The 20,928-nt window shown below is 56.2% G+C and carries 23 protein-coding genes and 1 riboswitch; of the genes, 21 read left to right on the top strand and 2 right to left on the bottom strand.

Going from position 1 to position 20,928, the window contains the following annotated elements:
* Window positions 1-7 precede the first annotated feature (7 nt).
* The 12 genes from lptE to lipA all read left to right on the top strand — a co-directional run bounded on the left by lptE (window position 8) and on the right by lipA (window position 10,908).
* Window positions 8-568: an LPS assembly lipoprotein LptE gene (lptE, locus tag ACNT1W_RS08045; protein WP_012005643.1), complete on the top strand. Its 561-nt coding sequence runs from the start codon at window positions 8-10 to the stop codon at window positions 566-568.
* Window positions 565-1,599 carry a DNA polymerase III subunit delta gene (gene holA / locus ACNT1W_RS08040; protein ID WP_261098970.1) on the top strand — a complete coding sequence of 345 codons (1,035 nt, stop codon included), beginning with the start codon at window positions 565-567 and terminating at the stop codon, window positions 1,597-1,599. The genes lptE and holA overlap by 4 nt, the downstream gene beginning before the upstream one ends.
* On the top strand, window positions 1,589-2,251 hold the full coding sequence (gene nadD, locus ACNT1W_RS08035; protein WP_419246613.1) for a nicotinate-nucleotide adenylyltransferase: 663 nt from the start codon (window positions 1,589-1,591) through the stop codon (window positions 2,249-2,251). The genes holA and nadD overlap by 11 nt, the downstream gene beginning before the upstream one ends.
* A gap of 188 nt (window positions 2,252-2,439) precedes the next feature.
* Window positions 2,440-2,757, top strand: coding sequence for a ribosome silencing factor (gene rsfS, locus ACNT1W_RS08030; protein WP_012005640.1), 318 nt, complete (start codon window positions 2,440-2,442; stop codon window positions 2,755-2,757).
* Between the two features lie 3 nt (window positions 2,758-2,760).
* Window positions 2,761-3,231: a 23S rRNA (pseudouridine(1915)-N(3))-methyltransferase RlmH gene (rlmH, locus tag ACNT1W_RS08025; RefSeq protein ID WP_004949595.1), complete on the top strand. Its 471-nt coding sequence runs from the start codon at window positions 2,761-2,763 to the stop codon at window positions 3,229-3,231.
* Window positions 3,232-3,269: 38 nt separating this feature from the next.
* Window positions 3,270-5,165: a peptidoglycan DD-transpeptidase MrdA gene (gene mrdA, locus ACNT1W_RS08020; RefSeq protein ID WP_012005639.1), complete on the top strand. Its 1,896-nt coding sequence runs from the start codon at window positions 3,270-3,272 to the stop codon at window positions 5,163-5,165.
* A gap of 8 nt (window positions 5,166-5,173) precedes the next feature.
* Window positions 5,174-6,286, top strand: a complete 1,113-nt coding sequence (gene mrdB / locus ACNT1W_RS08015) for a peptidoglycan glycosyltransferase MrdB (RefSeq protein ID WP_012005638.1) — start codon at window positions 5,174-5,176, stop codon at window positions 6,284-6,286.
* 10 nt (window positions 6,287-6,296) lie between these two features.
* Window positions 6,297-7,382 (top strand): endolytic peptidoglycan transglycosylase RlpA, encoded by a 1,086-nt coding sequence (gene rlpA, locus ACNT1W_RS08010; RefSeq protein ID WP_012005637.1) that lies wholly within the window; start codon window positions 6,297-6,299, stop codon window positions 7,380-7,382.
* 178 nt (window positions 7,383-7,560) lie between these two features.
* Window positions 7,561-8,772, top strand: coding sequence for a D-alanyl-D-alanine carboxypeptidase DacA (gene dacA, locus ACNT1W_RS08005; RefSeq protein WP_017891907.1), 1,212 nt, complete (start codon window positions 7,561-7,563; stop codon window positions 8,770-8,772).
* Between the two features lie 111 nt (window positions 8,773-8,883).
* Window positions 8,884-9,147: a DUF493 family protein YbeD gene (gene ybeD / locus ACNT1W_RS08000; RefSeq protein ID WP_009636895.1), complete on the top strand. Its 264-nt coding sequence runs from the start codon at window positions 8,884-8,886 to the stop codon at window positions 9,145-9,147.
* Between the two features lie 134 nt (window positions 9,148-9,281).
* Complete coding sequence (gene lipB, locus ACNT1W_RS07995) at window positions 9,282-9,950, top strand: lipoyl(octanoyl) transferase LipB (protein ID WP_167796620.1); 669 nt, start codon at window positions 9,282-9,284, stop codon at window positions 9,948-9,950.
* A complete protein-coding gene (gene lipA / locus ACNT1W_RS07990; RefSeq protein WP_419246612.1) occupies window positions 9,943-10,908 on the top strand; it encodes a lipoyl synthase in 966 nt (321 codons plus the stop codon). Before lipB ends, lipA begins: the two co-directional genes overlap by 8 nt.
* Before the next feature lie 95 nt (window positions 10,909-11,003).
* Here the strand turns inward: lipA and tatA are convergent, their stop codons facing one another.
* Window positions 11,004-11,213: a Sec-independent protein translocase subunit TatA gene (gene tatA / locus ACNT1W_RS07985; RefSeq protein ID WP_012005633.1), complete on the bottom strand. Its 210-nt coding sequence runs from the start codon at window positions 11,211-11,213 to the stop codon at window positions 11,004-11,006.
* 219 nt (window positions 11,214-11,432) lie between these two features.
* On the opposite strand from tatA, the gene adrA reads away from it, so the two are divergent.
* The 4 genes from adrA (at window position 11,433) to ACNT1W_RS07965 (ending at window position 15,204) form a co-directional block, all read left to right on the top strand.
* Window positions 11,433-12,494, top strand: a complete 1,062-nt coding sequence (gene adrA, locus ACNT1W_RS07980; protein WP_135344557.1) for a diguanylate cyclase AdrA — start codon at window positions 11,433-11,435, stop codon at window positions 12,492-12,494.
* Between the two features lie 94 nt (window positions 12,495-12,588).
* A riboswitch (Fluoride riboswitch) is annotated at window positions 12,589-12,651 on the top strand.
* Between the two features lie 75 nt (window positions 12,652-12,726).
* Window positions 12,727-13,110, top strand: coding sequence for a fluoride efflux transporter CrcB (gene crcB / locus ACNT1W_RS07975; RefSeq protein ID WP_012005631.1), 384 nt, complete (start codon window positions 12,727-12,729; stop codon window positions 13,108-13,110).
* 301 nt (window positions 13,111-13,411) lie between these two features.
* Complete coding sequence (locus ACNT1W_RS07970; RefSeq protein ID WP_012005630.1) at window positions 13,412-14,008, top strand: TetR/AcrR family transcriptional regulator; 597 nt, start codon at window positions 13,412-13,414, stop codon at window positions 14,006-14,008.
* Between the two features lie 5 nt (window positions 14,009-14,013).
* On the top strand, window positions 14,014-15,204 hold the full coding sequence (locus ACNT1W_RS07965) for a multidrug effflux MFS transporter (RefSeq protein ID WP_112362788.1): 1,191 nt from the start codon (window positions 14,014-14,016) through the stop codon (window positions 15,202-15,204).
* A 66-nt stretch (window positions 15,205-15,270) separates the two neighbouring features.
* On the opposite strand, the gene cspE is transcribed toward ACNT1W_RS07965, so the two are convergent.
* Window positions 15,271-15,480, bottom strand: coding sequence for a transcription antiterminator/RNA stability regulator CspE (cspE, locus tag ACNT1W_RS07960; protein ID WP_012005628.1), 210 nt, complete (start codon window positions 15,478-15,480; stop codon window positions 15,271-15,273).
* A gap of 346 nt (window positions 15,481-15,826) precedes the next feature.
* Between cspE and ACNT1W_RS07955 the strand changes: the two genes are divergently transcribed.
* From ACNT1W_RS07955 to ACNT1W_RS07935, 5 genes are all read left to right on the top strand, one after another.
* Complete coding sequence (locus tag ACNT1W_RS07955) at window positions 15,827-16,990, top strand: M20 peptidase aminoacylase family protein (protein WP_419246611.1); 1,164 nt, start codon at window positions 15,827-15,829, stop codon at window positions 16,988-16,990.
* A gap of 184 nt (window positions 16,991-17,174) precedes the next feature.
* Window positions 17,175-18,500: an LLM class flavin-dependent oxidoreductase gene (locus ACNT1W_RS07950; RefSeq protein WP_419246610.1), complete on the top strand. Its 1,326-nt coding sequence runs from the start codon at window positions 17,175-17,177 to the stop codon at window positions 18,498-18,500.
* A 92-nt stretch (window positions 18,501-18,592) separates the two neighbouring features.
* Window positions 18,593-19,120, top strand: coding sequence for a GNAT family N-acetyltransferase (locus ACNT1W_RS07945; RefSeq protein WP_012005625.1), 528 nt, complete (start codon window positions 18,593-18,595; stop codon window positions 19,118-19,120).
* Window positions 19,121-19,168: 48 nt separating this feature from the next.
* Window positions 19,169-20,056, top strand: coding sequence for an amino acid ABC transporter permease (locus tag ACNT1W_RS07940; RefSeq protein ID WP_012005624.1), 888 nt, complete (start codon window positions 19,169-19,171; stop codon window positions 20,054-20,056).
* 9 nt (window positions 20,057-20,065) lie between these two features.
* A complete protein-coding gene (locus tag ACNT1W_RS07935) occupies window positions 20,066-20,893 on the top strand; it encodes an amino acid ABC transporter ATP-binding protein (RefSeq protein WP_314727778.1) in 828 nt (275 codons plus the stop codon).
* The last annotated feature ends 35 nt before the right edge of the window (window positions 20,894-20,928 follow it).

The raw sequence follows: 20,928 nt of genomic DNA, 5'->3' as shown, positions 1-20,928 counted from the left end.
AGGAATTGTGCGACAACGTATTCTGACGCTGTTGCTGGGGTTGGCGGTGCTGGTCACCGCCGGCTGCGGTTTTCACCTGCGTGGCACCACGCAGGTACCCTCGGAAATGAAAACGCTGATTCTGGACAGCTCAGACCCTTATGGTCCGCTGACCCGCGCCGTGCGTGAGCAATTACGTCTGAGCGACGTGACCATTGTCAAAGATGCAAAACGCAAGGATCTCCCTTCCCTGCGCATCATTGGCGCCACCGAAAGCCAGGATACCGCCTCTATCTTCCAGGACGGTAAAACCGCTGAGTACCAAATGGTGCTGACGGTCCAGGCACAGGTGTTGATCCCGGGTCACGATCTGTATCCGCTGAACGTGAAAGTATTCCGTTCGTTCTTCGATAACCCGCTGACCGCACTGGCAAAAGATTCCGAACAGGAAATTATTCGCCAGGAAATGCGTGAGCAGGCCGCCCAGCAACTGGTGCGTAAACTGCTGACGGTGCACGCGGCGGAAGAAGAAACGCAGCAGAAAGCCGCTGCGGCCGGTGAAAAAGCGGCCAGTCGCGTAGATCAATGATCCGTATTTACCCTGAACAACTTGCCGCGCAGCTCCGAGAGGGGCTGCGCGCTTGTTATTTATTGAGTGGCAATGAACCGCTGCTGTTGCAGGAAAGTCAGGATCTGATCCGCCAGACGGCACAGCAGCACCAGTTCACCGAGCACTACAGCATTTCGCTTGATGCCCATACCGACTGGGACGCCATTTTCAGCATCTGTCAGGCGATGAGTCTGTTCGCCAGCCGTCAGACGCTGTTGCTGATCTTCCCTGAAAACGGGCCGACCGCCCCGATAGGCGAACAGCTGATCAAACTGGCTGCTCTGCTGCATGACGATATTTTGCTGATGCTGCGTGGGCCACGCCTCACCAAAGCTCAGGAAAACAGCGCCTGGTTCAAGGCACTCAGCCCGCATGGCGCTTACGTCAGTTGCCAGACACCGGAGCAAGCGCAGTTACCCCGCTGGGTAGCCCAGCGCGCCAAAAGCATGAAGCTGGAACTGGACGACGCGGCCAATCAGTTGCTGTGTTACTGCTATGAAGGCAACCTGCTGGCGCTGTCGCAGGCGCTGGAACGACTGTCATTGTTGCATCCGGATGGCAAGCTCACGCTGCCGCGTGTCGAGCTGGCGGTCAATGACGCCGCGCACTTCACGCCATTCCATTGGCTGGACGCCCTGCTGGCGGGTAAGAGCAAACGCGCCTGGCATATCCTGCAACAGATGCAGCAGGAAGATGTCGAACCAGTGATCCTGCTGCGCACCCTGCAACGCGAATTGCTGCAATTGTTGAACCTGCAACGGCGTATGGCGTCAGTGCCGCTGCGTACGCTGTTCGACCAGTACAAGGTCTGGCAAAACCGCCGTAACCTGGTCACCCAGGCATTGCAGCGGTTATCCGGTGCCCAGTTGCGGCAAGCGGTTCATTTGCTGACGCAGATTGAAATCACCCTTAAGCAGGATTACGGCCAGTCGGTCTGGTCGGAACTGGAAACCCTGTCGATGCTGCTGTGCGGCAAACCTCTGGCCACGAGTTTTTCCGATGCCCACTAATTCGCAAGACACCACCGTCCTGCACGCCCTGTTTGGCGGCACCTTTGACCCAATCCATTACGGCCATCTGCGCCCGGTGGAAGCGCTGGCGGCGGAGGCAGGCCTGAACCGGGTGACGCTGTTGCCGAATCATGTGCCGCCACACCGCCCTCAGCCCGAGGCTAACGCTCAGCAACGGTTGAAAATGGTTGAACTGGCGATCGCCGGCAACTCGCTGTTTGCGGTTGACGATCGCGAACTGCACCGCACCACGCCCTCCTATACCATAGAGACGCTGGAGGCCATTCGTAAAGAACGTGGCGCTGCATTGCCGCTGGCGTTTATCATTGGCCAGGACTCGCTGCTGACGCTGCACAAGTGGCACCGCTGGCAGTCGCTGCTGGATACCTGCCACCTGCTGGTGCTGGCCCGTCCGGGCTACAATGACCGAATGGACACGCCGGAACTGCAGCAGTGGCTGGAACAGCATCAGGTGACCGATGCCGCGCTGCTCAGCCGGCAGCCACAGGGCTATATCTACCTGGCCGATACGCCGCAGCTGGAAATTTCAGCGACGGAAATCCGCCAGCGTCGCCACCAGGGCCTCAACTGTGACGACCTGCTGCCGCGTTCGGTACAGCGCTATATCGAGTTACAGGGTTTATATCGCTAGCGAGAGCCGCATGATATACTGCGCCGCTATTTTTCAGGTATTCGCTGAAAACCCCGGAAACCTTAGCTGGCCGGGCAGTCACCAGCTGGCTTTCAGCGGCATCCTGCCGACTTATCATTGATTCAGGCCGCAAAACGGGCAGTTGCCCGCCGCAGTCGAATGAACAGAACACTCCCGAGGGGGAACCTTTGCAAGGTAAAGCGCTCCAAGATTTCGTCATCGATAAAATTGATGACCTGAAAGGCCAAGACATTATCGCTCTGGATGTCCAGGGTAAATCCAGCATCACCGATTGCATGATCATCTGCACCGGTACCTCTACCCGTCACGTGATGTCGATCGCCAACCACGTGGTGCAAGAATCCCGTTCTGCGGGCATGGAACTCTATGGCATGAAAGGCCAGGAAGCTTCCGACTGGATAGTGGTTGATTTGGGCGAAGTGATCGTCCACGTGATGCAAGAAGAAAGCCGTCGTCTGTATGAGCTGGAAAAACTCTGGAGCTAAGCGGTGAAACTGCAACTGGTCGCTGTCGGCACTAAAATGCCAGACTGGGTGCAGACCGGCTTTATGGATTATCTGCACCGTTTTCCGAAAGACATGCCGTTTGAGCTGACCGAAATCCCGGCGGGCAAGCGCGGCAAGAATGCCGATATCAAACGCATTCTGGAAAAGGAAGGCGAACAGATGCTGGCGGCGGTAGGCAAAGGCAATCGCATTGTCACGCTGGATATCCCCGGTACGCCGTGGGAAACGCCGCAGTTGGCGCAGCAGCTCGAACGCTGGAAGCAGGACGGCCGCAACGTCAGCCTGCTGATTGGTGGCCCGGAAGGGCTGGCCCCGGCGTGCAAGGCCGCAGCCGAACAAAGTTGGTCGCTCTCACCTTTGACATTGCCGCATCCTTTAGTGCGCGTCCTGGTGGCTGAAAGCCTCTATCGCGCCTGGAGTATTACAACAAATCATCCTTACCACCGGGAATAACCGGTGGTAACCGTGACAGAGTGAAATAAAGCAGCGGGATGAAAATAGAACGTAACCCTTTTCGCGACTATACGGCTGAATCCGCCCTGTTTGTACGCCGCGCCCTGGTGGCGTTCCTGGTCATCCTGGTGCTGACCGGCACCCTCATCGCCAATCTGTATAACCTGCAAATCGTCCGCTTTGAGGATTACCGTACCCGCTCCAACGAAAACCGCATAAAACTGGTGCCGATCGCGCCCAGCCGCGGCATTATCTACGATCGCAACGGCACCCCGCTGGCGCTCAATCGCACCATTTATCAACTGGAGCTGATGCCGGAAAAGGTCGATGACCTGAAGGCCACGCTACAGGCACTGCGTCCGGTGGTCGATCTGACCGACGAAGACATCACCAACTTCGAGAAAGAGCGCAAACGCTCACGTCGCTTCGTCTCCATTCCGGTGAAAACCGCCCTGAACGAAGTCCAGGTGGCGCGTTTTGCGGTTAACCAGTTCCGCTTCCCCGGCGTCGAGGTCAAAGGCTACCAGCGTCGCTACTATCCTTATGGCTCCGCTCTGACCCATGTCATCGGCTACGTATCGAAAATCAACGACCGCGACGTCGAACGTCTGGATAAAGACGGCAAACTGGCCAACTACGCCGCCACGCACGATATCGGCAAGCTGGGCATCGAGCGCTATTACGAAGAAACTCTGCATGGCAAAACCGGCTACGAAGAGGTTGAAGTCAACAACCGCGGCCGGGTGATCCGCCAACTGCATGAACAACCCCCTTCCGCCGGTCAGGACGTTTACCTGACGCTGGATCTCAACCTGCAACGCTATATCGAGCAGTTGCTGGTCGGCAGCCGTGCAGCCGTGGTAGTGAGCGATCCGCGCACCGGCGGCATTCTGGCGATGGTCTCTAACCCCAGCTATGATCCGAACCTGTTCGTTGATGGTATCTCCAGTAAAGACTATCAGGGGCTGCTCAACGATCCGAACCGGCCGTTGATTAACCGCGCCACGCAAGGGCTGTATCCACCGGCGTCTACGGTTAAACCCTACATTGCCGTCTCGGCGCTCAGTGCCGGGGTGATCACCAAAAACACCAGCCTGTTCGATCCCGGCTGGTGGCAATTGCCCGGCTCGGAAAAACGCTTCCGCGACTGGAAAAAATGGGGCCACGGCCGCCTGAACGTCACCAAAGCGCTGGAAGAGTCAGCGGATACCTTCTTCTATCAGGTCGCCTACGACATGGGTATCGATCGTCTGTCGACCTGGCTGACCAAGTTCGGTTACGGCGATTATACCGGTATCGATCTGTCCGAAGAACGTTCCGGCCTGATGCCGACCCGCGACTGGAAATTCAAGCGCTATAAAAAACCCTGGTATCAGGGAGACACCATTCCGGTGGGCATCGGCCAGGGCTACTGGACGGCAACGCCGATCCAGATGGCCAAGGCACTGACCACGCTGATTAACGACGGCAACGTCAAAACGCCACACCTGCTGCAGAGCACCAGAATCAATGGTGCGCTGGTGCCCTTCACCCAGGAAGAGAGCAAGCAGATCGGCGATATTCATTCAGGCTTCTGGGAAATTGCCAAAGACGGCATGTATGGTGTAGCCAACCGTCCGAACGGGACGGCGCGTAAGTACTTCTCGGATGCACCTTACAAAGCCGCGGCGAAATCGGGTACCGCACAGGTATTCGGCTACGAAACCTACAACGCCCACAAACTGGCGGAACACCTGCGTGACCATAAATTGATGACCGCCTTTGCTCCGTTCAACAATCCAACGGTATCGGTCGCCATCATTCTGGAAAACGGCGGCTCCGGTCCGGCGGTCGGGACGATCACCCGTCAGATCCTCGACCATATCTTGCTGGGCGACAACAATACGCAATTACCATCTGAAGCCCCACTGCCACCAGGCGTAGAGGGTGATTAAGGTAGAACATGACTGAAAGCCAACAAAAGGGCTCGATCTGGACCAAAATCCATATCGATCCCACATTTCTGCTATTAATTCTGGCCCTGCTGGTCTACAGCGCGTTCGTGATGTGGAGCGCCAGCGGTCAGGATATTGGCATGATGGAGCGCAAGATCGGCCAGATTGTCATGGGGCTGATAGTGATGGCCGTCATGGCGCAAATCCCGCCGCGGGTCTATGAAAGCTGGGCGCCGTATTTATATATTTTCTGCGTGATCCTGCTGATACTGGTAGACGCTTTCGGCCAGATCAGTAAAGGCGCTCAGCGCTGGCTGGATCTTGGCTTCGTGCGTTTCCAGCCGTCCGAGATCGCTAAAATCGCCGTGCCGCTAATGGTGGCGCGCTTTATGAACCGTGACGTCTGCCCGCCTTCGCTAAAGAATACCGCGATTGCGCTGGTGCTGATTTTCCTGCCGACCCTGCTGGTCGCCGCGCAGCCCGATTTGGGGACTTCGATTCTGATTGCCGCCTCCGGCCTGTTCGTGCTGTTCCTGTCCGGCATGAGCTGGAAACTGATCGCCGTAGCCGCCGTGCTGCTGGCGGCCTTTATCCCGGTGCTGTGGTTCTTCCTGATGCACGGCTATCAGCGCGACCGCGTAATGATGCTGCTGGATCCGGAAACCGACCCACTTGGCGCCGGTTACCATATTATTCAGTCGAAAATCGCCATCGGCTCAGGCGGCCTGTCCGGCAAGGGCTGGCTGCACGGCACTCAGTCGCAGTTGGAATTCCTGCCGGAGCGCCACACGGACTTTATCTTCGCGGTCCTGGCCGAAGAACTGGGGCTGATTGGGGTACTGGTGCTGCTGGCGCTGTACCTGCTGGTTATCATTCGTGGATTGATGATTGCCGCCAAGGCGCAAACCACCTTTGGTCGGGTGATGGTCGGTGGCCTGATGCTGATTTTGTTCGTTTATGTGTTTGTTAACATTGGTATGGTCAGTGGCATTTTGCCGGTAGTTGGCGTACCTTTGCCTCTGGTCAGTTACGGGGGTTCGGCGCTGATTGTGCTTATGGCTGGGTTCGGCATTATCATGTCGATCCACACGCATCGAAAAATGATGTCCAAGAGTTTATAAGGGGTGAGTAATGCGTAAGGAATGGCTTTGGGTCGGCGTTGTCGCGGTATTACTTTCCGCCTGTACCGCCCCGACCACGGAACAGCAAGCGCCACCGCAGCAGCCGTATAACGGCCCCGTGGTGGAGATCGGTGGCGTTGAGCCTCAATATGAACCCTATAACCCTAATAACATGCAGGATTATAAGGTTAATGGCGACACTTACCGCATCGTCAAAGATCCGCAGAACTTCTCGCAGACCGGTCTGGCCAGCTCCTACGGTGAAGAAGCCCGAGGCAATACCACCGCGCTGGGGGAACAGTTCGATCCTAATGGGTTAACCGCCGCGCACCCAACGCTGCCGATCCCAAGCTACGTACGCGTGACCAACCTGGCCAATGGCCGCCAACTGGTCGTGCGAGTGAACGATCGCGGGCCTTACACCCAGGGCCGCATTATCGATTTGTCGAAAGCCGTCGCCGACCGCCTGAACCTGTCCAACAACACCAAGGTCAAGGTTGATTTCATCAACGTGGCCCCGGACGGCACTCTGAGCGGCCCTGGCACCATTGGTACTACCGTTGCCAAACAAAGCTACGCCCTGCCCGCACGTCCGGAACTCGGCTCCAGCAACATGGGAACCCCGGTGCAACAGGATGTCCCGGTCCCCAACGGTGCCGCAGTGCACCCGATTGACAACAGCAGTTTGAACACCGGCGACAACGCCCCGGCCGCTACCACCGGCAATAGCCGCAGCGGTTTCCTGGGTGCGCCAAGCGCCGTACCGGCCGGCGTGCTGGAAGGCTCAGAGCCTGAACCTGCCGTCAGTGCCGCAGCCATTGCCGCACCGGTCGCGGCCTCCGCCGCCGTTGCCGCCAATGCTTCTGCTGGTGGTAGCTACGTGGTGCAGGTCGGCGCACTGAGCAGTGCCGAACGCGCGCAGAGCTGGCAACAAAGCCTGAGCCAAAAGTTTGGCGTACCGGGTAAAGTGGCCGCCAGCGGCAGCGTCTATCGCGTACAGCTGGGCCCGTTCAGCAGTCGTCAGCAAGCCGCCGAACTGCAGCAGCGTCTGGCCAGCGAAGCGCAGCAACAATCTTTTGTCACTGCCGCACCTTAAAACAAATATCCGGCAGGCGAACGCGGTTGATAAGCGTTCCTTTAGCTGAAACATTTTCTTTCAGCTAAAGCCAATAAAGCGCGATTAGTCAGAGCATTGGCTAATGCCTGCCGGGATCTCATCTGTTATAGTGTGGCTCGTTTTTAATTTTACCCTCATGGATGTTGTAGTCTCGATCATGAAACAAGTAACTTCTTTTCGCTTAATCAAGAGCATAGCGCTCGGCACCGTTATCGCGATGAGTGCAACCTCCGTTGCGCATGCCGATGACGTTAATATCAAGACCATGATCCCAGGGGTACCGCAAATCGATGCGGAATCCTACGTCCTGATTGATTACAACTCCGGTAAAGTTTTGGCGGAAATGAACGCCGATGCCCGCCGCGATCCAGCCAGTCTGACCAAAATGATGACCAGCTACGTCATCGGCCAGGCGCTGAAAGCAGGTAAAATCGGCCAGGAAGACATGGTTACCGTAGGGCAAGACGCCTGGGCTACCGGCAACCCGGTATTCAAGGGTTCTTCGCTGATGTTCCTCAAGCCAGGCGACCGCGTACCGGTCTCCAAGCTGACCCGCGGCATCAACCTGCAATCCGGTAACGACGCCTGCGTGGCGATGGCCGACTACGTAGCCGGCAGCCAGGACGCGTTCGTTAACCTGATGAACACCTACGTCAGCAAGCTGGGCCTGCAGAATACCCACTTCCAGACGGTACACGGCCTGGATGCACAGGGTCAGTACAGTTCGGCGCGCGATATGGCGTTGATCGGCCAGGCGCTGATCCGCGACGTGCCGGACGAATATGCGATTTATAAAGAAAAAGAGTTCACCTTCAACAATATCCGCCAGATGAACCGTAACGGTCTGCTGTGGGATACCAGCCTGAACGTGGACGGCATCAAAACCGGTCATACCGATGCGGCAGGCTACAACCTGGTCGCTTCTGCGACCGAAGGTCAGATGCGTCTGATCTCTGCGGTGTTGGGCGGTCGTACTTATAAAGGCCGTGAAACCGAGAGCAAGAAACTGCTGACCTGGGGCTTCCGCTTCTTCGAAACCGTTGCGCCACTGAAAGTGGGCAAAGAGTTTGCGTCTGAACCCGTTTGGTTCGGCGATGCGGATCGCGTTGAGTTGGGCGTAGACAAAGACGTTTACCTGACCATCCCACGCGGCCGGATGAAAGATCTCAAAGCCAGCTACGTACTGAACACGCCGGAAATTCATGCACCACTGGCGAAAAACCAGGTTGTCGGCAGCATCAACTTCCAGCTCGATGGCAAAACCATCGATCAGCGCCCACTGGTGGTGATGAACGAAGTGAAAGAAGGCGGTTTCTTCAGCCGTATCGTGGATTACATCAAACTGATGTTCCATCACTGGTTCGGTTAACAGTTGAAATGGGCGAAATCGCCCCCATATACTGATTAACATTAACTCCCGCTCCGGCGGGAGTTATAATTTATAGAATCGCTATACCGATAGCCGCACTCTGGAGCGCACATGAAAACTAAACTGAACGAACTGCTCGAATTCCCTTGCTCATTTACCTACAAAGTAATGGGCCTGGCACAACCCGAGCTGGTGGACCAGGTGGTTGAAGTGGTGCAGCGCCATGCTCCCGGGGATTACAACCCACAGGTTAAACCTAGCAGCAAAGGCAATTACCACTCCGTGTCCATCACCATCACCGCCACCCATATCGATCAGGTGGAAACCTTATATGATGAGTTGGGCAACATTGAAATTGTCCGCATGGTTCTGTAATTACAGCACAAAACCCTGCTTTTCAGCCCGGGCCAGAGTATCCTCTGCCCGGGTTGCGCATTTTTGGTCAGCGAAATGCTGGCCGCGGGCCAGAGCGCCCGGTATAATGGCGACACCACTTCTGTAACCTGACGATGACTCTTTTGCAACCAGACAAGATCATTTTGCGTCAGCTGGGGTTGCAGCCCTATGAGCCTGTATCCCAAGCCATGCACAACTTCACCGATAGCCGAACCGAAACCACGCCCGATGAGCTGTGGCTGGTTCAGCATCAGCCCGTATTTACCCAGGGCCAGGCCGGTAAAGCAGAGCATCTGTTAATGCCGGGCGACATTCCGGTTGTCCAGAGCGATCGCGGTGGCCAGGTAACCTACCATGGGCCGGGTCAGCAGGTGATGTACGTGATGATCGATCTGAAACGCAACAAGGTTGGCGTTCGCCAACTGGTCACGGCTATCGAAGATACCGTTATTAACACCCTCGCCCACTTTCACATTGAATCGCGCGCCCGTCCGGATGCGCCCGGTGTTTACGTGGGGGAGCAAAAAATCTGTTCGTTGGGTTTGCGGATCCGTAAAGGCAGTTCATTCCACGGCCTGGCCCTGAATGTGGCCATGGATCTCAGCCCCTTCCAGCGTATCAACCCTTGCGGTTACGCCGGCATGCAGATGGCGCAGGTCAGCGCGCTGGCACCCGGTGTTGGCATAGAAGACGTACACCCAGTCCTGGTACAGGAATTTGTTCATTTACTCGGCTACCCGAAGGTCGAGCTTCGTAACTGGAACCTGCACGATTATGAGTAAACCGATTCAGATGGAACGCGGCGTTAAATACCGCGATGCAGACAAAATGGCTTTGATCCCGGTTAAAACGGTGGTCACTGAACGGCAGGAGCTGTTACGTAAACCCGAGTGGATGAAAATCAAACTTCCTGCCGACTCTACGCGCATTCAGGGCATTAAAGCCGCCATGCGTAAAAACGGTCTGCATTCAGTGTGCGAAGAAGCTTCCTGTCCGAACCTCTCTGAGTGCTTCAACCACGGCACCGCCACCTTTATGATCCTCGGTGCCATCTGTACCCGCCGCTGCCCATTCTGCGACGTGGCCCACGGCCGCCCGGTGACACCAGATGCCAACGAGCCGGAAAAACTGGCTCAGACCATCGCCGATATGGGTCTGCGTTACGTAGTGATTACCTCGGTTGACCGCGATGACCTGCGTGACGGTGGTGCCCAGCACTTTGCCGACTGCATCGCGGCTATCCGCGCTAAAAACCCGACCATCAAGATTGAAACGCTGGTACCGGACTTCCGCGGCCGTATGGATCGTGCACTGGAAATCCTGACCGAAACGCCACCGGATGTGTTCAATCACAATCTGGAAAACGTACCGCGCGTCTACCGTCAGGTTCGTCCAGGCGCTAACTACGAATGGTCATTGAAGCTGCTGGAGCGGTTTAAAGAAGCGCATCCGCACATCCCAACCAAGTCTGGCCTAATGGTCGGCCTGGGTGAAACCAATGCGGAAATCGTTGAAGTGATGCGCGATCTGCGTCGCCATGGCGTCACCATGCTGACTCTGGGCCAGTACCTGCAGCCAAGCCGCCATCACCTGCCGGTACAGCGCTACGTCAGCCCGGCCGAGTTCGATGAGATGAAAGAAGAAGCGATGGCAATGGGCTTCACCCATGCTGCTTGCGGTCCGTTTGTCCGTTCTTCCTACCATGCCGATTTGCAGGCAAAAGGGATGGAAGTTAAGTAATTCTGGTAATGGATTGTTACCATTAAAGTGACAGACACGGCAAAAAACGGATGACCTTGCGGCATCCGTTTTTTATTGCCCGGCAGAAAGCGGAATTAAACGTCTTTCTTTTCGACGCTCTGCGGGTTGGACTGACTTTCTGCCGTATTTGCCGCTGGCGGAGTCGTATCGTCACCCACCGCCTTTTTGAAACCCTTCAGCGCAGCACCCAAGTCGGCGCCCAAAGTACGCAGTTTGCTGGTACCGAACAGCAAGATGATCAACACCGCAATCACCAGAAGTTTGGTAATACTGATCCCTTCCATACTCACCTTCTTATTCATATAGCGCTGCGGATGCAGCGAGAAAACAAACCTTGCCTGAGGATATTTACCTACTTTCCCAGATTCAAAACAACAGCAACATGTAACAGAGTAAGATCCCACGCCAATATGCAACTTTAAATCGGCTGGTTACGCTTCAGACTATTCTGAGTTTTTAACCCGCATGATACGCTGTTCCCCTGCTCATCATGGAGTTGCCGGATGTATACGCCATCAGTGATTGATACCAGACGTTCCGGCCTTAGCTTCGCCAGACGCACTTATCTGCCACGTGTCGTCGGCCTGGGGATCGGTTTTATCTGCGTGTTCTCAGTATTCTATACGCAAAAAACCTCATACTGGGTCTGGGGCCTGCTGATTTTCCACGGTTTTATCTGGCCACACCTTGCCTATCAATGGGCGCGCCGTTCCGCCATGCCCTTCAAGGCTGAAATTCGCAACCTGCTGATCGATTCATTTTTCGGCGGGCTGTGGGTAGCCATGATGGCATTCAATGCCTTACCGTCAGTCGTTATCCTGTCGATGATGAGCATGAATAACATGGCTTCTGCCGGCAAATCTCTGTTCTTTAAAGGGTTGGCGGTACAGGTACTCAGCGCCCTGGCAATCAGCGCTCTGCTGGGCTTCCCTTTCCAACCGCAAAGTACACCGCTGCAGATCTATTTGTGCCTGCCGATGATCTATTTCTACCCTATCCTATTGGGATTAGTGACCTACCGCACCGCCAAACGGCTGGCGGAAAAAAAACAGGAGTTGTTGCGCATCAGCATGCGCGACGGCCTGACCGGGCTGTACAACCGCCGCCATTGGGAACATTTGCTGCATCACCAATTCGACAGCTGCCGCCGCTATCAGCACAGCGCGACGCTGATCCTGATGGATATCGACCACTTTAAAACCATTAACGACACCTTCGGCCATGCGCTGGGTGACGAGGCGCTGGCGGTACTGGCAGAGGAATTGCTAATCGGTTTGCGCGCCGTGGATATTGTCGGGCGCTACGGTGGCGACGAATTTGGTGCCGTGTTGCCCAACACCAGCGCCGAACAGGCCAGCATAGCGCTGTTGCGCATTCAGGAACGCTTGAACGAGATTGTTTTCCGCGAAGCGCCGCAGCTACGGCTGAACATCAGCGCCGGCATTGCGGATTATCACGGCGACATGAGCGGCTATCTGGACTGGTTAAAAGCCGCCGACAACGCGCTGTACCGGGCGAAGAACAACGGTCGCAATCGCCTGGAGCTGGCGGTACCCGGCCACTGAGACCGGAGGAACAATTTTAGTTTCCAGTCACTTTTGATGCTACAAAATAGGCAGCGCCGGGTGTAAGATCCCGTCTGCGCGGCAAACAGCGGCGTCGAACGACGGAGATGACATTCCTCCTTAACCGCCTTCACGGGCTGATGATGTCTACGTAACCTCTCGGAGAGGTGCGTAGCATTGCGCCTGAACCTTTCTGAGCTTGTCCCCCATTTAATGAAAGGCAGTTTCGACCATGTTGAGTTCTTTACTGGCAGTTTTTATTGGCGGCGGTATGGGTAGCGTTCTGCGCTGGGCCATAAGCATGAAGATGAATCCGCTTAACGCGCACATCCCGTTGGGGACGCTGGCAGTCAATCTGCTGGGCGGCTTTATTATCGGTTTGGCTATCGCCATCTTCAGCCGTTTGACGCACCTGGATCCCACCTGGAAGTTGCTGATCACCACCGGTTTTTGCGGTGGGTTAACCACCTTTTCCACCTTCTCTCTGGAGGTAGTGTATTTGCTGCAAGATGGGCGTTTCATGTGGGCGTTGGCCAATATGCTGCTTAATTTGGCCGGCTCGCTGGTGATGACCCTGCTGGCGTTTATGCTGGTGGTGTGGATTAACGGCCAATAATTTAATTTCGGCGTCTTAATGTTTCCTTAATCTGCCCTGAGCATAATCTCATCCAGTACCCCACTGGATGAGAACTCAGATGTTGAGCCTGCCAAAAACTGCCGCTGAAGTGGCCGCCACCCTGCTGTGCCTGCTGATTGTTGGTGCCTTCATCAGGGTTTATCTGTTCGCCTGAAGTCCGCACCTGCAAAAACCATCTTTACCGTTGCGCTCTTGCCAATTGCCATTGTTGCATTACAATTGAGAATGAACGTTCGCACCCAGAAAGCGAACCGCATTTCACTTGGCAAAGGATCGGGACATGATATCCACCAGCGACAGCAGGCAGGCCAAAGCACAGGCCCGCCGCGATCAGATTGTCGACGCCGCAAAACTCTGTTTTCGTCAGCATGGTTTTCACGCCGCCAGCATGGCGGAAATCGCGCAGGGTTCCCAACTTAGCGTCGGTCAGATCTACCGCTACTTCGACAATAAAGACGCGATCATCGAAGAGATCGTTAACCGCATCATCGCCAGTAAAATGCGGCGGCTGGAAGATCTTGGCGATCATATCAACCTGATCGCCGGTACCCTGGCGGCGCGCGCCCTGTTTCAACAGCCGGGTGAAAGCGAAACCGACCATATGCTGATGCTGGAGGTCACCGCCGAGGCCACACGTAACCCGATAGTGGCCAAAATGCTCAGCGATGCCGAAACGCGGTTATTCCACCATGTTTGCCAAAACCTGCGGCGGATCTACCCTCACTTCAGCGAGCAGGAGATCGCCGCCAGAGTAGAGTTTATCGCCGTATTAAGCGAAGGCACCGGTTACCGCATACTGACCACACAAAAAGCCGACGTCAGCCTGCTGAACGGCCTATACCAACAAGCTATCTCTCACCTGTTCAGGAAACCTTAATCCCTATGACCAGACAACTTGCCAGACAACGTCTGGTGTACGCGCTCGTGCTTGGCCTGCTAGCCTCACTGGGGCCGCTGTGCATCGACCTCTACCTGCCCGCCCTGCCGGAAATGGCCGGCGATCTGAACACCTCTACCGCTACCGCGCAGCTCAGCCTGACCGCCGGCCTGCTCGGTTTGGGCGTCGGCCAGCTGATTTTTGGCCCCTACAGCGACAAGCTCGGCCGTATGCGCCCGCTGTTACTGTCGCTGACGCTGCTGCTGGCCGCCTCGCTGTGGTGCGCCCTGGCCCCCAATATCGATCAGTTGCTGATTGCCCGTCTGTTGCAAGGGCTGGCCGGTGCCGGCGGTGCCGTCATTTCTCGCGCCATCGCCCGTGACCTTTATTCCGGACACGAACTGACGCGTTTCTTTGCCCTGCTGATGTTAGTCAACGGCCTGGCACCGATCATTGCGCCGGTGTTGGGGGGCGCCTTGCTGCAGTTTATGGACTGGCGCGGGATTTTCGGCGTACTGGCGGCGATTGCCGTGCTGCTGTTCACGCTCGCCAGCCTGAAGTTAGATGAGTCATTGCCTGCCGAACGCCGCAGCCAGGGTGGTATTTTTGCCATGTTGCGGTCACTGGGCGGATTGCTGACCCAGCGTCAGTTTATGGGCCTGTGTCTGACGCAAGGTTTTGTGATGGCCGGGATGTTCGCCTATATCGGCGCCTCGCCTTTCGTGCTGCAGCAGATTTATGGCCTCAGCCCGCAGATGTTCAGCCTGTGCTTCGCCATCAACGGCGTCGGACTGATTATTTCCGCGCAGATTGCCAGCCGCCTGAGCATACATTTTGGTGAAAGAAAGGTATTGAAAGGCGGATTAACCCTGGCGGCGGTTTCTTCGCTGCTGTTACTGTTGGCAGCCAGCCTGCATGCACCGCTGGCACTGTTGATGGTGCCGCTATTCTTCTCGGTGGCCGTGATCGGTATTGTCGGCCCGACGGCATCATCATTGGCGATGCAAAGCCAGGGCGACAAGGCGGGCAGCGCCTCTGCGCTGATTGGCGTGAGCATGTTCGCACTCGGTGCCTGTAGCGTGCCCTTGACGGGGCTGGGTGGCACTTCCAGCGTATCAATGGCACTGACCATCGTCGGCTGTTACGCCGTCGCCATCACGCTGTTTAAACTGCTGGTACGCAAAGCTCAGGCATAAAGCGACGGAAAAAAGGCAATAAAAAACCCGCTCAGTGAGCGGGTTTTAAGAATTTCGGCTGTAGCATTAGATAGCGATAACGTTAGCAGCAGATGGGCCTTTGGCACCTTGCGTGATTTCAAATTCTACGCGCTGGCCTTCAGCAAGAGTTTTGAAACCATTGCTAGCGATGGCAGAGAAGTGAACGAAAACGTCCTTGCTACCATCTTCCGGAGTAATGAAGCCGAAGCCTTTGGATTCATTAAACCACTTAACGCTACCTTTAATCTTAGACATCAAACTTACCTTTAACGTGAATGAAAGACACTAAACATGTGTCCAATACAGTACAGCAATTAGACGGGATTTTGTCCACAACCTGGATCACATAAAATCGATAAAGAGTGAAAAAATCCGTGTCCTTCGGTGTAAATCGCTTGCCCCCCTTGCCATTGTCTCTGCAGGTAGTCCAATCCTCTTCAAACTCCGGCGAACAGCGGTCGAACGCCTGTTTCACCCGCCGTCAGCCTGCCTTGCCGGCGTGATGCAGACAAAATCGCTATGAAATATAACCAGATAGTCTTTTTGCTTCCGGCCGCCCTGCACTAGGGTTAGAGCTTACTAACCACTGTGAGCCAAGACTATGACCAGCCAACTGGCCGAAAAAATCGTCGCCTACCGCCGTGAACTGCATCAGAACCCTGAGCTGTCCAACCACGAATTTGCCACTACCGCCCGCCTGACCCGCTGGCTGGAAGAGGCCGGTATCCGTATTCTTCCGCTGGAGCTGAAGACCGGCGTGGTGGCCGAAATCGGCAGTGGCAAGGGGCCTGTCATTGCGCTGCGCGGGGATATTGACGCCCTGCCGATAGAAGAAATTTCCGGCGTGCCGTTCAGTTCGCAAAACAGCGGCGTGATGCACGCCTGCGGACATGATTTTCACACCTCGGTGATGCTGGGCGCGGCGCATTTGTTGAAAGCACGCGAAGCCACCCTGCCCGGCACGGTACGCATTTTCTTCCAGCCGGCGGAGGAAACCTTCAACGGCGCCCAGCACCTGATCGACGCCGGAGCCCTGGATAACGTGGCGGCGGTATTCGGTCTGCACAACGCGCCGGAGCTGCCGACCGGTACCTTTGCCACCCGCGCCGGAGCGTTTTACGCCAACGTCGATCGCTTCCAGATCCTGATCACCGGCAAGGGGGCGCACGCCGCCAAACCGGAGCAAGGGGTGGACACCATCGTCACCGCCAGCCAGATTGTCAACGCGTTGCAAACTCTGCCCAGCCGCAGCTTCAGTTCGCTGGAGTCGTTGGTGGTGAGCGTCACGCGCATTGAGGGCGGTAACACCTGGAATGTTCTGCCGCAGACCGTAGAGCTGGAGGGCACGGTCCGGACCCATAGCGATAAGGTTCGTCGCCAGGTACCGGATAAAATCCGCCAGGTGATTAACGGCGTCGCCGCATCCCTTGGCGCACAAGCAGAGCTACGCTGGCAGGCCGGCCCACCGGCGGTAGTCAATGACGCACTCTGGGCAGCCTTCAGTAAAACCGTCGCCGCTGAAGCCGGTTACCGGGTGGAAGAGGCTGAGCTACAGATGGGCGGGGAAGACTTTGCGCTTTATCTGCACCACGTGCCGGGCGTCTTTGTCAGTATTGGCTCGGCAAGTGAATTTGGTCTGCATCACCCGCGCTTCAACCCGGATGAACAGGCGATTTTCCCGGCCTCGCAATATTTCGAACTGTTGGCTGAGCGCACGCTGCAGCAATTAGTCACCACACCGGAAAAAGCCACCAGCAAGGCATAGAACTCCCCCGGTTATTATTCGCGGCGCGGTGTATTCTGCGCTGCGAGTTATTATTTCCCCCTCGGTTATATTTGCCAATTTCAACATTAGAATATGCTGTTTTGTTGTTTTACATCCTGATGGTGCTCGTCAATAGTGGGGCTCTAAAGATAGCGCCACACCGGCACTTAACAGGGTGAAAGCAATGAGCAACAGTGCGAAAGAACCACGACAATTGCGCCTTGGCGCCATTTTGCATGGCGCATCGGGAAATATGTCTGCCTGGCGACATCCGGACGCCACTGCCGATGCCAGTATTAACCTCGACTTTAATATTGCCACGGCAAAAAAAGCCGAACAGGGTAAATTGGATTTCGTGTTTGTGGCCGACGGCTTATATATCAATGAGAAATCCATTCCCCATTTTCTCAATCGTTTTGAACCCTTAACCCTGCTCGCCGCACTGTCCGCCGCCACCGATAAAATCGGGCTGGTGGGCACCTTATCCACCTCGTACAGCGATCCCTTTACCGTTGCGCGCCAGTTCGCCAGTCTCGATCACCTCAGCAAAGGCCGGGCCGGCTGGAACGTGGTGACCTCGCCACTGGAAGGGTCGGCAAAAAATTTCTCCCGCACCGAACATCCGGAGCACAGCCTGCGCTACCGCATTGCCAGCGAATACCTCGACGTCACCAAAGGATTATGGGACTCGTGGGAAAGCGACGCTTTTGTGCGGAACAAGAACAGCGGTGAATTTTTCAGCGCCGGTAAACTGCATACCCTGAATCACCAGGGCGAGTTCTTCTCGGTGCAGGGGCCGCTGAATATTGGACGCACGCCACAAGGGCGGCCCATTCTGTTCCAGGCCGGCGCCTCGGAGGACGGCAAGCAATTGGCAGCCAAACATGCCGACGCCATTTTCACCCACCATGAGAGCCAGCAACAGGCACAGGCGTTTTATCAGGACGTTAAAAAACAGTTGGTTGAGCAAGGCCGTGAACCGGATGACCTGCGGATTTTTCAGGGCGTCAGCGTGATTGTCGGTGACGACAATGAAGACGTGGAGCGTCAGTATTGGGAAACCGCCCGCCTGGTCAGCATCGAAAACGCACTCAACTACCTTGGCCGCTATTTCGAGCACTATGATTTCGCCCGTCATCCGCTCGATGAACCCTTCCCGGACGTCGGTGAACTGGGTCAAAACAGCTTCCGCAGCACCACCGACGCCATCAAGCGCAATGCCCGCGAACGCAATCTGACGCTACGGGAAGTCGCGCTGGAAGCCGCCTCACCTCGCCCGGTCTTTGGCGGCACGCCGGAAGCGGTGGCGGACGGCCTGCAAAACTGGTTCGACACCCAGGCGGCGGACGGTTTCATCATCAGCGGCGGCACGCCAAATTCATTCGGCCACTTTGTCGATCGCGTGATTCCGATCCTGCAGCAGCGCGGCCTGTTCCGCAGCGATTACAGCGGTGACACCTTGCGTGACCACCTGGGCCTCAAGCTGCCTGCCAATCAGTTCACTCAATAACAACAATAATTTCTCAGGGATATCCGCTATGCGAACAACCTTTAGCGTCCTGCCCAGCCAACGTAACGATCTGGGCGATTAGGAGCATACAGATGGCAAACGACGTTTTTATCCAAACGCTGCCAAGCGATCCGTTGGTCCAGCCGGTGATCGCAGGGCTATTCGGTGAATATCGCCAACGCTACGGCGACTATTTTGGTGACCAGGAACAGGAAGCGCTGGATTTGTACGCCCCGCCGCAAGGCGCCTTTATCGTGCTGTTGCGCGCCGGGGAGCCGATCGCCATGGGGGCCTTCAAACGCTACGATCCGCAAACTGCCGAGCTGAAACGCATCTGGACGCGAACCGATTTACGCCGCCAGGGCCTGGCACAACGGGTATTGCAGCAACTGGAAACGCTGGCGCAGCAACAGGGTTATCGTCAGCTCTACCTGACCACCGGCTTTCGCCAGCCGGAGGCGGTGGGCTTGTATTTGAGCAACGGCTACCAGCCGCAGTTCGATACCAGCGTCGATACTGAAGTCTACAGCCGTCCCCCTTATGATGGCCGGCTGCCATTTCGCAAAAGCCTGATAACAGCGGACGCATACTGTTGCGCACCGGAAAGGAAGATTGCCTAGGGGACATTCCCCCTTCTTCACCCTTTTATCTGTTTCAGGAGAGTAGTGATGTCCAAACAAGAAGTCTTAAAAGTGGTTCCCGCACGTTACCCACTGCGGCTGGCAGGTGCGTTGTTCTCGGTGTTTATTCTGGCGGCGATCCTCCAGTCTGTGGCAACCAACGAACGCTGGGAATGGGGGGTATTCGCCGAATGGTTCTTTGCCCCGGCGGTGCTGTCGGGTCTGGGAAAAACACTGCTGCTGACGCTGCTCGGCACGCTGTTCAGTATCATCTTCGGTACGCTGCTGGCCCTGGCGCGGTTATCGCGCTCCTACCTGTTGGCTTCGCTGGCGTGGGGTTATATCTGGCTGTTCCGCTCGCTGCCGCTGATCCTGGTGCTGATCGTTCTGTATAACTTCTCTTATCTGTACGACTCCATCTCACTGGGTATCCCCTTTACCTCGCTGGTGTTCGCCAGCTATCCGACCATCGATATCCTCAGCCAGTTCTCGGTGGCGGTGCTGGGGCTGACGCTGGTGCAGTCGGCCTATACCGCAGAAATCATCCGCGGCGGCATTATCGGGGTCGAGTACGGCCAGCATGAAGCGGCTGCGGCCCTGGGGCTGCCGGGCTATCGCCGCACTTTCCGCATTATTTTGCCCCAGGCGCTGCGTTCGATTATTCCAACCGGCTTCAATGAAATTATCAGCCTGGCGAAGGGCACTTCGATTGTCTACGTGCTGGCGCTGCCGGAGCTGTTTTATACCATTCAGGTGATCTACAACCGCACCCAGCAGGTGATACCGCTGCTGATGGTCGCCACCGTCTGGTACCTGTTCATCACCACCGCACTGTCGGTCATTCAGTATTACATCGAGCGCTATTTCGCCCGTGGCGCAGTGCGCGAACTGCCGCCAACGCCATGGCAGAAACTGGCCGGCTGGTTAAAACGTTAGGAGGATCCCATGTCCGAAGCCATTGATTACTATGCCCTGCGCGAAGCGGCGGTACACAGCATCGTGCCAGTACCGGCGCGCGGCCTGATTGAAATCAGCAACGTCAGCAAATTTTTCGGTAAACATAAGGCACTGGACGACGTCAGCCTGACGCTGCAACCGGGCACCGTCACGGTGATCCTCGGCCCTTCCGGTTCCGGCAAGTCCACCCTGTTGCGGGCCATTAACCACCTGGAGCGTGTCGATGAAGGCTTTATCCGCATCGACGGCGACTATGTCGGCTACCGGCGCAAAGGTGACAAGCTGTATGAGCTAAAAGAGAACGCTATTCTCAAGCAGCGTATCAACGTCGGTTATGTGTTCCAGAACTTCAACCTGTTCCCTCACCTGACGGTACTGGAGAACATTATTGAAGCCCCGATAGTGCATAAAATTTACTCGCGGGCCGAGGCCAAAGAGGTGGCTTATCAACTGCTCGATACCGTCGGTCTGCGCCACAAGGCTGATGCCTACCCGCGCCATCTGTCCGGCGGGCAACAGCAGCGCATCGCCATTGCCCGCGCGCTGGCGCTGAACCCGAAGGTGATTTTGTTTGATGAGCCGACCTCGGCGCTCGATCCAGAGCTGGTCGGTGAAGTATTGGACGTCATCAAGGGGCTGGCAGATCTTGGCGTAACGCTGGTGGTGGTCACCCATGAAATTGGCTTTGCCCGTGAGGCAGCCGATCAGATTGTCTTTATGGTCGATGGGCAAATCGTCGAACAGGGCGATGCTCGTCGGGTACTGAACCAACCGCAACACCCCCGCACCATCAACTTCCTCAATAAAGTGCTGTGATCAGCGGGGCGTCAGCGGCGCCCCCCCCCGCTCTG

Origin of the sequence: Serratia sp. NFX21, assembly GCF_048517035.1 — a bacterium.
GTDB classification, from domain to species: Bacteria; Pseudomonadota; Gammaproteobacteria; order Enterobacterales; family Enterobacteriaceae; genus Serratia; species Serratia quinivorans.
Note: the sequence above shows the minus strand (reverse complement) of the source record. Positions and strands in the feature narration are given on the sequence as shown.

What these genes read in the sequence shown, in the direction of transcription:
- lipB (WP_167796620.1), top strand. Translation starts at nt 9,282, where the DNA reads ATGACTCTTTTGCAACCAGACAAGATCATTTTGCGTCAGCTGGGGTTG.
- mrdB (WP_012005638.1), top strand. Translation starts at nt 5,174, where the DNA reads ATGACTGAAAGCCAACAAAAGGGCTCGATCTGGACCAAAATCCATATC.
- ACNT1W_RS07965 (WP_112362788.1), top strand. Translation starts at nt 14,014, where the DNA reads ATGACCAGACAACTTGCCAGACAACGTCTGGTGTACGCGCTCGTGCTT.
- cspE (WP_012005628.1), bottom strand. Translation starts at nt 15,480, where the DNA reads ATGTCTAAGATTAAAGGTAGCGTTAAGTGGTTTAATGAATCCAAAGGC.
- tatA (WP_012005633.1), bottom strand. Translation starts at nt 11,213, where the DNA reads ATGGAAGGGATCAGTATTACCAAACTTCTGGTGATTGCGGTGTTGATC.
- dacA (WP_017891907.1), top strand. Translation starts at nt 7,561, where the DNA reads ATGAAACAAGTAACTTCTTTTCGCTTAATCAAGAGCATAGCGCTCGGC.
- ACNT1W_RS07955 (WP_419246611.1), top strand. Translation starts at nt 15,827, where the DNA reads ATGACCAGCCAACTGGCCGAAAAAATCGTCGCCTACCGCCGTGAACTG.
- crcB (WP_012005631.1), top strand. Translation starts at nt 12,727, where the DNA reads ATGTTGAGTTCTTTACTGGCAGTTTTTATTGGCGGCGGTATGGGTAGC.
- ACNT1W_RS07950 (WP_419246610.1), top strand. Translation starts at nt 17,175, where the DNA reads ATGAGCAACAGTGCGAAAGAACCACGACAATTGCGCCTTGGCGCCATT.
- nadD (WP_419246613.1), top strand. Translation starts at nt 1,589, where the DNA reads ATGCCCACTAATTCGCAAGACACCACCGTCCTGCACGCCCTGTTTGGC.
- ACNT1W_RS07970 (WP_012005630.1), top strand. Translation starts at nt 13,412, where the DNA reads ATGATATCCACCAGCGACAGCAGGCAGGCCAAAGCACAGGCCCGCCGC.
- rlpA (WP_012005637.1), top strand. Translation starts at nt 6,297, where the DNA reads ATGCGTAAGGAATGGCTTTGGGTCGGCGTTGTCGCGGTATTACTTTCC.
- mrdA (WP_012005639.1), top strand. Translation starts at nt 3,270, where the DNA reads ATGAAAATAGAACGTAACCCTTTTCGCGACTATACGGCTGAATCCGCC.
- ACNT1W_RS07940 (WP_012005624.1), top strand. Translation starts at nt 19,169, where the DNA reads ATGTCCAAACAAGAAGTCTTAAAAGTGGTTCCCGCACGTTACCCACTG.
- ACNT1W_RS07945 (WP_012005625.1), top strand. Translation starts at nt 18,593, where the DNA reads ATGGCAAACGACGTTTTTATCCAAACGCTGCCAAGCGATCCGTTGGTC.
- ybeD (WP_009636895.1), top strand. Translation starts at nt 8,884, where the DNA reads ATGAAAACTAAACTGAACGAACTGCTCGAATTCCCTTGCTCATTTACC.
- adrA (WP_135344557.1), top strand. Translation starts at nt 11,433, where the DNA reads ATGTATACGCCATCAGTGATTGATACCAGACGTTCCGGCCTTAGCTTC.
- holA (WP_261098970.1), top strand. Translation starts at nt 565, where the DNA reads ATGATCCGTATTTACCCTGAACAACTTGCCGCGCAGCTCCGAGAGGGG.
- lipA (WP_419246612.1), top strand. Translation starts at nt 9,943, where the DNA reads ATGAGTAAACCGATTCAGATGGAACGCGGCGTTAAATACCGCGATGCA.
- ACNT1W_RS07935 (WP_314727778.1), top strand. Translation starts at nt 20,066, where the DNA reads ATGTCCGAAGCCATTGATTACTATGCCCTGCGCGAAGCGGCGGTACAC.